Annotated in this window: 6 protein-coding genes; 5 read left to right on the forward strand and 1 reads right to left on the reverse strand. The window is 75.3% G+C overall.

Annotated features, from left to right (window positions below; genetic code table 11):
* Position 1: 1 nt before the first annotated feature.
* The 3 genes from ACH34T_RS25755 to ACH34T_RS25765 all read left to right on the forward strand — a co-directional run bounded on the left by ACH34T_RS25755 (position 2) and on the right by ACH34T_RS25765 (position 4,737).
* The gene (locus ACH34T_RS25755) at positions 2-2,203 is read left to right on the forward strand and encodes a PQQ-binding-like beta-propeller repeat protein (RefSeq protein WP_396023488.1); all 2,202 of its coding nucleotides are present in this window, start codon (positions 2-4) and stop codon (positions 2,201-2,203) included.
* On the forward strand, positions 2,190-3,836 hold the full coding sequence (locus tag ACH34T_RS25760) for a protein kinase (RefSeq protein WP_396023489.1): 1,647 nt from the start codon (positions 2,190-2,192) through the stop codon (positions 3,834-3,836). Before ACH34T_RS25755 ends, ACH34T_RS25760 begins: the two co-directional genes overlap by 14 nt.
* 85 nt (positions 3,837-3,921) lie before the next feature.
* The gene (locus ACH34T_RS25765; RefSeq protein ID WP_396023490.1) at positions 3,922-4,737 is read left to right on the forward strand and encodes a hypothetical protein; all 816 of its coding nucleotides are present in this window, start codon (positions 3,922-3,924) and stop codon (positions 4,735-4,737) included.
* Between the two features lie 31 nt (positions 4,738-4,768).
* Here ACH34T_RS25765 and ACH34T_RS25770 read toward each other — a convergent pair whose 3' ends face one another.
* A complete protein-coding gene (locus tag ACH34T_RS25770) occupies positions 4,769-6,601 on the reverse strand; it encodes a serine/threonine-protein kinase (RefSeq protein WP_396023491.1) in 1,833 nt (610 codons plus the stop codon).
* A gap of 263 nt (positions 6,602-6,864) precedes the next feature.
* On the opposite strand from ACH34T_RS25770, the gene ACH34T_RS25775 reads away from it, so the two are divergent.
* Together ACH34T_RS25775 and ACH34T_RS25780 are read left to right on the forward strand one after the other, a co-directional pair.
* Positions 6,865-9,738 carry an ATP-binding protein gene (locus ACH34T_RS25775; protein ID WP_396023492.1) on the forward strand — a complete coding sequence of 958 codons (2,874 nt, stop codon included), beginning with the start codon at positions 6,865-6,867 and terminating at the stop codon, positions 9,736-9,738.
* A 138-nt stretch (positions 9,739-9,876) separates the two neighbouring features.
* Entirely contained in the window at positions 9,877-11,148 is a 1,272-nt protein-coding gene (locus ACH34T_RS25780) for a S8 family serine peptidase (protein ID WP_396023493.1), read from the forward strand.
* The last annotated feature ends 109 nt before the right edge of the window (positions 11,149-11,257 follow it).

Consider the following 11,257-nt stretch of genomic DNA (forward strand, 5'->3'; position numbering starts at 1 on the left):
GGTGCGACCGCTCCAGCGTGCCGACCCCGACCGGGTGGGCCCGTACCGGCTGCTCGGCCGGCTCGGCGCGGGCGGGATGGGCGTCGTGTACCTCGGCAGGTCGCCGAGCGGACGGACCGTCGCGATCAAGGTGATCCAGCGGAGGTTCGCGGGCGAGCCCCGGTTCGCCGCCCGGTTCCGCCGGGAGGCCGCCGCCGCCCGCCGGGTGACCGGCGTGTTCACCGCGCCCGTCCTGGACGCCGACCCGGACGCGCCGACCCCGTGGCTCGCCACCGCCTACCTTCCCGGGCTGTCGCTGCGCGAGGCCGTGTCGCGGTTCGGGCCGCTGCCGCCGTCCGCCGTCCGGCCGCTCGCCGCCGGGCTGGCCGAGGCGCTCGGCGAGATCCACCGCGCGGGCGTGGTCCACCGCGATCTGAAACCGGGCAACGTGATGCTCACCGCCGACGGCCCCCGGGTGATCGACTTCGGCATCTCCCGGCCGGACGACGCCGTGACCATCACCCGCGCGAACGCGCCCGTCGGCACCCCCGGGTTCATGGCGCCCGAGCAGCTCCGCGCCGAGAAGGCCGACCCGGCCGCCGACGTCTTCGTCCTCGGCGCGACGCTCGCGTACGCCGCGACGGGGAAGGAGCCGTTCGGGGACGGGCCGCTGGAGACCCGCGACCTCCGCGTCCTGAACGGGCAGGCCGACCTCGGCGGCATCACCGAGCCCTGGCTGCTCGACCTGATCGGGGCGTGCCTGCGGCTCGAACCCGGGCGCCGTCCGTCGGCCGCGGGCGTCCTCGACCTGCTCGGACCGCCGGACGACGGCGCGCCGTCCCTGCTCGGCACCCGCTGGCTGCCCGCGGCGATCGCGGAGGAGATCGACCGCCGCACCGCCGAGGCCGCCCCGCTGTCGAAGCCTCCGCCGCCCCCGGCCGCCCAGGACCCCGCGCTCAACAGCGTGGCGACCACCGACACCGGCCCAGTCAAAGGCCCAGGCGACGGCCCGGGCGACGGCCCGAAGACGCAGCCGCCGCCCCTAGGGACCGGACGGCGGGCCGTCCTCATCGGCGCCGGCGCCGGCCTGCTGACCATGAGCGGCCTCGGCACGCTCATCTGGCGCCTGACCAGGGCAGACGAGCGCGACCCGAGCCGCGCCCCTGGCGCGGCGCGCAACTCAGGCGCCCCGCCGACGCCCCAGGGCCCGCCGCCCGACGGCATCGCACGATGGAAGCGGCACGTCAGCAAGAAGGACAGGTACCTGGAGGTCGCCGCCGGCGGCGGGATGGTCCTGGCGAACGGCGACGACGGCAACGAGATCCTGCACGCCCTCGACCCCCGCACCGGCAAGATCAAATGGACGCGCGACGGCGGCATGCAGGCCACTCCCCAAGGCGCCGTCACCTACCTGAGCCAGGCCGAGGGCCGGCAGCTCTGCGCGGTCCGCACCGCGACCGGCAGGACGCTGTGGACGTACGACGTCTCCTTCGAGGAGGACGGCCCCACCGACGAGCTGGCGATCACCGACTCGGTCATCGTCTTCGGCCTCGACGAGCTCACCGCGGTGAGCCGGTCCACCGGACGGCGGCGCTGGCGGTCGAAGCTCCCCGGCCGGTACGGGGTCTCCGGGGTGGGCGACCTCCTGATCGTCCTGGCGCGGGACGCCCTGGTCGGCCTGGACGCCGCGTCCGGCAAGACCAGGTGGAGGCACCCGGTCGACTACCCCGACTTCCAGGTCGTCGGCGACGGCATGGTCTACGCCGTCGACCGGTTCGGAACGTTGCACGCGGTTCGCGTCGACACCGGCGCGCCCGCCTGGCGGCGGCCGAACGTCGGCGGCTGGGGCAGCCAGGCGGGCGGCGGACGCTGCTACGTCGAGGCGGGCGACGGCGAGATCCTCGCCCTGGACAGCGCGACCGGCAGGCAGCTGTGGTCGCGCGCGCTGCTCGGCCGGGTGACCGACGACCCGCGCGGCCAGGCGACCGCGCTCGGCCTCGCCGGGCCCACGCTGTACGTCTCCTGCACCGACGGCGTCCTGTACGCGCTGAGCGTCGCCGACGGCCGCGTCCAATGGACGTACGACGGCGACGAACCCAACCGCACCCGGCCCGTGACCGCGGACGGACTCGTCTTCATCGCCACGGCGAACGGCGACGTCCGGGCCGTCGCGCCACCGCCCGCCACACCGCGCACCGACGGAGGACCACGTGCGACCCCTTGAGCCGGACGACCCGCGCTCGGTCGAGACCGATGGACGCCGCTACCGCGTCCTCGCCCGCGTCGGATCGGGCGGGATGGGCGTCGTCTACCTCGGCCGCTCCGCCGCCGGACGCGCCGTCGCGATCAAGATGGTGCACCCAGAGTTCGCCGCGGACGACGAGTTCCGCGACCGGTTCCGGCGCGAGGCCGCCGTCGCGCGGCGGGTCGGCGGCGGGTTCACCGCCGCCGTCATCGACGCCGACCCGGAGGCGGAGCTCCCGTGGCTGGTGACCGAGTACCTGCCGTCGGTGTCGGTGCGCGACGCCGTCCGGTCGTCCGGGCCGCTCGCGGCGGACGCGGTGTGGGAGCTCGCCGCCGGGATCGCGGAGGCGCTCGTCTCGATCCACGAGGCGGGCGTCGTGCACCGGGACCTGAGCCCCGCGAACGTCCTGCTGACCGCGGACGGCCCGCGCGTCATCGACTTCGGCATCGCCCGCGCGATCGAGGCGTCGTCGGTGTCGCGCCCCGGGACGCGGGCCGGGGCCGCCGGGTTCATGTCGCCGGAGCAGGCGGCGGGGGAGCCGATCGGCGCGACCAGCGACGTCTTCTCGCTCGGGTCGACGCTGGTGTTCGCCGCCACCGGCCGGGAGCCGTTCGGCGACGGCGTATGGCATGTGAAGCTGCGCCGCGTCCAGTCCGAGGCGGCGGACCTGGACGGTATCGACGACGCCGGCCTGCGCGCGCTGATCGAGTCCTGCCTGGAGCGCGACCCCGACCGCCGCCCGACCGCCGCGGACCTCGCCGCCCGCCTGGCCGGACGCGCCTCCGGCCTCGCCGCCGGTTCGGGGGAGGACGCTGGTTCGGGGGAGGAGGGCGGGGTCGCGTCGCTGCCGCCGTCCGTGGCCGCCGAGATCGCCAGGCGCCGGTCGGCCGCGGCGAACCCGCCCGTCCCGCGTCCCCTGCTCGAACCGCCCGCGCCCGCCGACCCCACGGTGCCCGCCGATCCCACGGTGCCCGCCGATCCCACGGCGCCCGCCGCGTCACCAGGCTCCGTCGCGCCGTCGGGGCCCGTCATGCCACCAGGGTTCGCCGCCTCGACCGGGCCCGCCATATCGTCCCCGTTCGCGGCACCCGGCACCATGCCCTCGCGCCTGCCGGGGACGCCGACGAACCCGGGCGGGCTGGGACGGTTCAGCGGGCTGCTGGTCGGCGCCGCGGCCGTCGTCGCGCTGCTCGTCAGCATCGCGCTCCCGGCGGTCCTCTGGTCCGTCATGCGAGAGGACGGGGGCGGCGCGAAGGCCGCGCCGTCGACGTCCGGGCCCTCGTCCGCCGCCTCCGCCTCGGCGGCCGCGTCGGCCTCCGCCTCGCCGACCCCGACGGGGACGCGCGGCGAGATCACCTTCAACGTCGAGGGCAGCGGCACCGTCTCCTCGCTGACCTACATGGTCAACGAGAGGACCACGAAGCTGGAGGACGTGAAACTGCCGTGGCGGAAGACCGTCCCGATGCCCCTCTGGCCTCCGCGGATCACCTGGAAGCTGGCGTACCGCGCCCCGTCCGGCGGCAGCAGCTTCACCGTCGAAGTGGACGGCAACAACCTCATGGGCGGCCAGGGGAGCGTGGGCACCAACCTGGGCGCGGAAGGCGTCTACTGAGACCTGCCACGCCGCGCGCGGGACCCCTCCCGCTTTGCCGGGTTACGCTGATCGCGGGTGCGCACGCAGAAGGGAAACGGGTCGCATGTCGACGATGATGCGGAAGCCGCCGGGCAAGGTCGACATCCTTCCGGAGGAGATCGGGAGCCTGGCCACCGGCCTGCCCCCGGCCGAGCCCGGGACGCTGTTCGTCAAGGGCACGAACGGGGGGATGCGGGTGTCCCCCGACGCGAGGTTCAACGTCGTGTTCGGACGGTGCGCGCCGGACGTGCACGTCTGCGTCGGCGGGGACGACACGCGCGTCAGCCGCCAGCACGGCATCATCACCCGCGAGCACTCGCGCTGGGTGCTCTACAACGTCGGCAAGCTGGCCATCCGGTTCCCCGGGGCGCGGCTGGTGCTCGGCGGGCACCGCGCGGAGCTGCCGGTCATGTACACGCCGCTGTTCATCGTCGCGCCGGGGCAGGAGCATCTGCTCGAAGTGCGGATCGCGGCCGGTCAGGCGTCGTCCGGCCCGGTGGACGTGCACGAGCTCGCGACCTACGACCCGAACCATCCGGACGGCGAGCGGCCTCACCCGTGGCAGCTCAGCGACCAGGAGCGGCTCGTACTGGTCTGCCTCGCGCAGCGGTACCTGCGGCAGGAGCCGTGGCCGCAGCCGCTGACCTGGGCGCAGGTCGCCGACGAGATCGCCCTGCTCCGCCCGTCGGAGAACTGGAACTGGCGGAAGGCCGCGCGCATCGTGACCGAGGTGCGCACCCGGCTCAGCCCGTACGTGGGCGGGCTCCGCGAGGAGGAGATCCCGCCGCCGATCGGCAACGCGCTCAACCACAACCTGATCGTCGCGCTCCTGGTCCACACCAGGCTCCGCACCCAGGACCTCGCCCTCATCGACGGCTGACGCCTCGGCGCGGGCGCGCGGCGGGCCGGGGTCAGGCGGCCGGGAGCTGTTTCGCGGCCGCCCCGGCAAGGCTCGTCGCCATCGAGCACAGCTCCTTCGTTGGCGGCTTGCCCTGCACGACCAGGAACAGCATCTCGATCGCGTCGTCACCGTGCTGGTCGGCGTACGTGCGGTGGACGACCCGGACGAGGCACGTCCCGTCGCCCTCCCCGTCCGGCTTGACGAAGGCGCGCTCCCCACCGAGCTGGGTGGGGCTGCCGTCCTCGGCGGTGAGCGGCTGGCCCCGGTCGAACCGCAGCTCGACGTGGATTTTCTGGGTCGTGCTCTGCCACTTGCAGCCCCAGCCGCCGTAGTCGACCTCGGGGTCGCGCGCGTCGATCCCCGGGACGACGTCGAGCGCGTCGTTGTCGAGCATCGTGCAGGTGTCCTTGTGCGCGAGCGACTCCGCCGGGAACGGCGGCGTCCGGCGCGGGATCGGGCCGCGGTTCAGCACCGCGACCGCGGACGCGACGGCCGTGTCGGCGATCGGGCAGAACGGCGCGGGCGCGGCCCCGGCCGGCGGCTCGTCGGGCTGGCGGGCGTCGATCGAGATGGTGGTGCCGCCGTCCGGGGACGGCAGGACGATCATCCGGCCGCATTCGCCTTCCTCTGGCGGTTCCGGGAACACCTGGACGCGTCCCATCGTCCGCGGGGGGCCGCCGCCCGTCTCCGGTTCCGAGCCGCTGGCCATGCCGATCCTGACGTCGACGACGTTGTCCTCGCCGACGGTCACGAGCACGTCGCACCGGTCGAAGTTGCCGTAGTCGTTGTCGAGGTCGGTCTTGCCGAACCTGCCGAGCGCGGCCGGCGCGGCGAGCGCGCAGGGGTCGGCGGTGCGCGGGTCGCCGATGAGCGACACGGGCTTCTTCTGCTCGGCGGGCGCCTCGTCACCGCCGCCGAGGGGGATGAGCGCGGCCGCGATCGCCGCCACCGCGAGCACCGCGCCCGCGGCGACGGGTAGCGGGTGCCGCCGCGCGAACGCCGCCGGACGGCCCCACCCCGTGCGCGACCCCTGCTCGGTGCCCGGTCCGTTGTCGGTCGGGGCGGAGTGGCCCGGCGGTTCGGGTTCCGCCTTCCCCGCGATCTCGGCCAGCATCCGGCGTGCCTCGTCCGCGCCGGGACGCTCCCCGGGCGCGGCCCGCATCAGCGCTTCGAGGACGCCGCCGAGCGGCCCGAGTCCGTCGAGCCGCGGCGCGGCGCCGGGAGGCTCGCCGACGGCCAGCGCGTAGAGCGTGGCGCCCAGGGAGTACACGTCCGACGCCGGTTCCGGATGGCCGCGCAGGACCTCGGGCGCGGCGAACGCCGGAGTGTGGCTGACGGGGCCGTTCGGCGTGATCGTGTCCGTGCCGCCGAGCCGGTAGGCGGCGCCGAAGTCGGCGAGCTTGGCCGTCTTGTCTGCGGTGACGACGATGTTGCCCGGCTTGACGTCGCAGTGCACGAGGCCCTGGCTGTGCAGGGCGTCCAGCGCGGACGCGATCTGCGCGCCGATGCCGGCCGCGGCCTCCGGGGACATCACCGGCCAGGCGTCCAGGCTGCCGCCCGGCACATGCTCCAGGACGAGCCAGGACGTCACCTGCCCGTCCGCCTCCTCCTCGACGATGTCGTGCAGCGTGACCACGTGCGGGTGACCGAACCTCGCCTGCGCCCGCGCCTCTGACCACAACCGGTCGAAGGCGCCGGTGCCGTCGTCGCGGGACTGGACGCGCTTCAGCACGACCGTGCGGGGCAGGCGGGTGTCCTCGGCGTGCCACACCTCGCCGGTGCCGCCGCGGATGGGCCCCTTGACCAACCGGTACCGTCCGGCGATCAGCGCTCCCAGACGCACCGTGACTCCTCTCGGCCGGCGCCGCCACAAACGGCCCATGTACGACATACCCGGCAATGCCCAGCGTTGCGCGACCAACCTACTGGGTGACCGGCCGGACACACACGGTTTCGCGGTCAAGCCATTCGGCCGCCGGGGTTGTCGCGGCCGTCCGGAAGGCTTAGCTTCGACGGCACCGCGGTGACAGCCCGGTGCCGCTCCGTCACGCTGCCGGTGTCGTCCCGTCACGCTGGCCGCCGCGGCCGCACCCGCCGGAGTCGCCTGTGAATCCCCCGCTCATTCGCACCCCGGCAGCGCCCGTTCTGATCGGCCGTTCGGGAGAGCTGCACTCCTTGCTGGAGGCCGTGACGCGACCGCCGGCCATCGCCCTGGTGGAGGGCGAGGCCGGGATCGGCAAGACCCGGCTGATCCACGAGGCGCTCCGGCACCCGCTGGCCCGCGGCCGGAAGGTGCTGACCGGGAACTGCCATCCGCTCCGCGAGCCGTTCCCGTACGGGCCCGTCTTCGAGCTGCTGCGCCATCTGGACGGCGGCCGGATCGCCGGGCTCAGCCCCGTCTGCGGCGCGCTGCGCCCCTACCTGCCCGAGCTCGCGGACCGGCTGCCGCCCGCGCCGGAGCCGCTGCAGGACGTCCGCGCCCGCGAGCACCGCCTGTTCCGCGCCGTCCGCGCCCTGCTGGACGCGCTCGGCGAGACCGTGATGGTCGTGGAGGACCTGCACTGGGCCGACGACGGCACCCGTGACCTGCTCCGGTTCCTCGTGGACGATCCGCCCGCCGGCCTGACGACGGTGCTCAGCTACCGCCGCGAGGACCTGCCAGGCGCGCGGCTCCCGCTCGGCCGCGCCTACCGGCACCCGCCCGGGACCACCGCCGTGCTCATCCCGCTGGAGCCGCTCGACGTCCACGGAGTGCGCGGCATGTTCACCGCCCTCACCGGCGGGTCGGAGATCACGACGCGTCTCGCGGGCGAGCTGCACCGGCGGACGGCGGGCATCCCGTTCGTCGTGGAGGAGGTCGTCCGGGCCCTGCCCGGCGCGGTCGCGGACGGGACGGCCGTCGACGGCGAGGCGCTCGACGGCCTGCGGGTCCCGACGCTCCTCCAGGAGGCCATCGCCGACCGGATGAGCCTGCTGTCGCCGGCGGCGGCCGACGCCGTCCGCGCGGCCTCGGTGCTGCGCGTGCCCGCGGGGGAGGCGCTGATCGGCGCCGTCATGGATCCGGGGGGCGGGGACGGCTCGTCCGCCGTCCGGGAGGCGCTGGTCGCCGGGGTGCTGCACGAGTGGGGCCAGGACAGGTACGGCTTCCGGCACACGCTCGCCCAGCAGGCCGTCTACTCGGCGCTGCCCGGCCCGGACCGCCGCCGCCTGCACCGGCGGGCGATGCGGGCGCTGGCGGACGAGGAGCCGCAGCCGCTCGTCCAGCTCGCCTACCACGCGCGCGAGGCCGGCCTGCTGGACGAGTGGCAGCGCCACGCCGAGGCCGCCGCCGTCGCCGCCCGCGAGATGGGCGACCTGGCCGTCGCCGTGGAACTCCTGGAGGAACTGCTGTCCGACGCCCGCCTCGGCGGCGCGGAGCGCGCGCGGATCGCGGTCGAGCTCAGCCGGGACGCGGTGCTCGGGCTGACCCACCGCCGGGCCGTCGAGCTGCTGAGCACCGTCGTCCGGGACGAGCACGTCCCCGACGCCGTGCGCGGCGAGATCAGGCTGAACGTGGGGCTGCTCCTCCGCAACCAGATGGGCGACTACGAGGCGGGCCGGATCTGCATCGAGGCCGCCGTCGAGGAGCTGCGGGAGCGTCCCGCGCTCGCGGCCCGGGGCATGGCGGCGCTCGCGATGCCGATCTGGGACGACCGGCCGTACCCCGTCTACCAGCGGTGGATCGAGCGGGCCGAGAAGCTCGTGGCGGGCGAGACCGACCCGGCCGTCCGCACGGCGGTGCGCGGGAACCATCTGGCGCTGCTGATGTCGGCGGGCGACTCCGCCGTCTGGGAGCGGGCCGAGGCGCTCATCGGCGGCGCCGGGGCCGACACCGACCGGCAGCAGACCGCGCGCGCCTGCGGGAACTTCGCCGACGCCGCCAGCTGGCTCGGTCACTACGCGGAGGCGCAGCGGTTCCGCGCCGAGGGCGGACGCCTCGCCGCCGAGTGCGGCGCCGCCTTCTTCGAGGGCATCGTGGAGGGCACGGCGCTGCGCCTCGACTGGTACGCGGGCCGCTGGGACGGGCTCGCCGAACGTGCTCGGCGGACGCTGGAGGCGGTCCACGGCGTGTCCGGGATCGCGTCGGACGCGCATCTCGTCCTCGGGCTGCTGGCGTCCGCGCTCGGCGACTGGGACACGGCCGCCGCGGAGCTGAACGCCGCCGGCCTCGCCGATCCCGGCAACACGCCCGGCCCGGTCCTCGCCACCGCCTCGGGCGCCATGGCGCGGCTGCGCGTCGCGCGCGGCGAGCTGGACGAGGGCCGCGCCGAGGCGGAGCGCGGCATCGCCCGGATCCGCCGGAAGGGCATCTGGGTGTGGGCGGGGGACCTGGCCCCGATGGCCGTCGCCGCCCTGGTCCGCGCCGGGGCCCGGACGGAGGCCGAGCAGGTGACCGAGGAGTTCGCCGAAGGCATCGCCGGACGGGACGCGCCGCTCGCCGCCGCCGCGCTGCCCGCCTGCCGGGCCGTCCTCGCCGTCGCCGCCGGACGCGCCGCCGAGGCGATCGAGGCGTTCGGCGCAGCCCGCGCGGCCTACACCGCGCTGCCGCAACCGTACGAGGCGGCCCGCGCCGCCGAGGCCGCCGCCCGGTGCCGGATCACCGCGCGCGGGGACGGCGCCGTCCCGGAAGACCGGGAGGCCAGGGAACTCGCCCTGCTCGCGGAGGAGTTCACCGCGCTCGGCGCGCTGCGGGACGCCGCGCGCTGCCGCCGGGTGCTGCGCGGCCACGGCGTCGTCCTGCCGTCGCGGCGTGGCCGCCGCGGCTACGGCGACCAGCTCTCGCCGCGCGAGAGCGAGGTGGCCCGGCTGGTGGCGCTCGGCCACACCAACCGGCAGATCGCCGACGCGCTGTTCCTGTCCACGCGCACCGTCGAGCAGCACGTCGCCAAGGTGCTGCGCAAGCTCAACGTGAGCTCGCGAGCCGAGGTCAGCCCCAGGTGACGCCGCCCCGGAGATGATTGCGTACCGCTACCTACCGCAGCACGGATTGTAAGCCGCCGCCCGGCGGACGAAGGTGAACCTCGCCCCCGGCCTGAGCCCGCTCCCCGGCTCAGGCGACCCCCACGGAGGAGCAGAGGGATGCACTTGACCAGGACACGACTCAGCACGCTCGGCCTCGGCACCGCGCTCGCAGCGGCACTCGCGCTGTCCGGCGGCCCCGCCAACGCCGCCCAGACCGGCTGGGCCGGGCAGACGGGCCAGACCAGCCAGATCGGGCAGACGGGCCGGTCGCAGCCCGCCACCGCCCAGACCCAGATCCGCAACGAGACCGCGCCCGGCGCGATCCCCGGCAGCTACATCGTGGCGCTGAAGGGCGCGCCGTCCGCCCGCCCGGGCGGTGCGGCGGCCGTCCGCGCCGAGGCGCAGGGCCTGGTCACCGCCTACGGCGGCCAGATCGACCAGGTGTACTCGACGGTCTTCCGCGGCTTCGCCGTGAAGGCCACCAAGGCGCAGGCCCGCCGGATGGCCGCCGCCTCCGAGGTCCGCTACGTCGAAGCGGACGTACTCGCACACGCCGCAGGCGAACAGCAGAACCCGCCGTCCTGGGGCCTCGACCGGATCGACGGCTCGATGAACAGGATCTACGCCTACCCGAACGAGGGATCGGGCGTGACCGTCTACGTCGCCGACACCGGCACGGACCTCTCGCACCCGAACTTCGAGGGACGCGCCAAGAGCGGCCGCGACTTCATCGACAACGACGACAACGCCGGTGACTGCCACGGCCACGGCACCCACGTCGCCGGCACCGTCGGCAGCAAGGACTACGGCGTCGCCAAGAAGGCGGCCATCGTCGCCGTCCGGGTCCTGGACTGCCAGGGCAGCGGCCCGTACTCCGGCGTCATCTCCGGGATCGAATGGGCGGCGCAGAACGCCCCCGGCCCCGCGATCGGCAACATGAGCCTCAGCGGCCCCGCCTCCGCCAGCGTGGACGAGGCCGTGCGCGGCGCGGCGCAGGACGGGGTGGCGTTCGCGGTCGCCGCGGGCAACGAGTCCACCAACGCCTGCAACTCCAGCCCGGCGCGGGAGCCCGCGGCCATCACGCTGGGCTCCACCACCCAGACGGACGCCCGGTCGAGCTTCTCCAACTACGGCCGCTGCCTCGACCTGTTCGCGCCGGGCAGCGGCATCGTCTCCACCAGGATGGGCGGCGGAACGGCCACGATGAACGGCACGTCCATGGCGTCGCCGCACGCGGCGGGCGCCGCCGCGCTGTACCTGGCCGCGCACCCGGGCGCCACCGCGCAGCAGATCCATGACGCGCTGGTGAACGCCGCCGAATCCGGCAAGGTCGGCGACCCGGGCAGCGGTTCCCCGAACAGGCTGCTCAACGTGACCGCCCTCGGCTGACGGTCCAGACGTCCCGTGGTCGCATCTTCCGCAGGGCATCCGGCTCCCGGCCCTCGGCTCCCTGGGATGCGACCACGGGATCCCGCCGCGCACCGGTCCTGACCGATCT

The sequence above is a fragment of the Actinomadura sp. 9N215 genome, assembly GCF_044326345.1.
Classification (GTDB): Bacteria; Actinomycetota; Actinomycetes; order Streptosporangiales; family Streptosporangiaceae; genus Spirillospora.

Bases quoted from the DNA above. Each gene is read 5' to 3' on its own strand.
- ACH34T_RS25765 (WP_396023490.1), top strand. From the start codon at position 3,922: ATGTCGACGATGATGCGGAAGCCGCCGGGCAAGGTCGACATCCTTCCG.
- ACH34T_RS25780 (WP_396023493.1), top strand. From the start codon at position 9,877: ATGCACTTGACCAGGACACGACTCAGCACGCTCGGCCTCGGCACCGCG.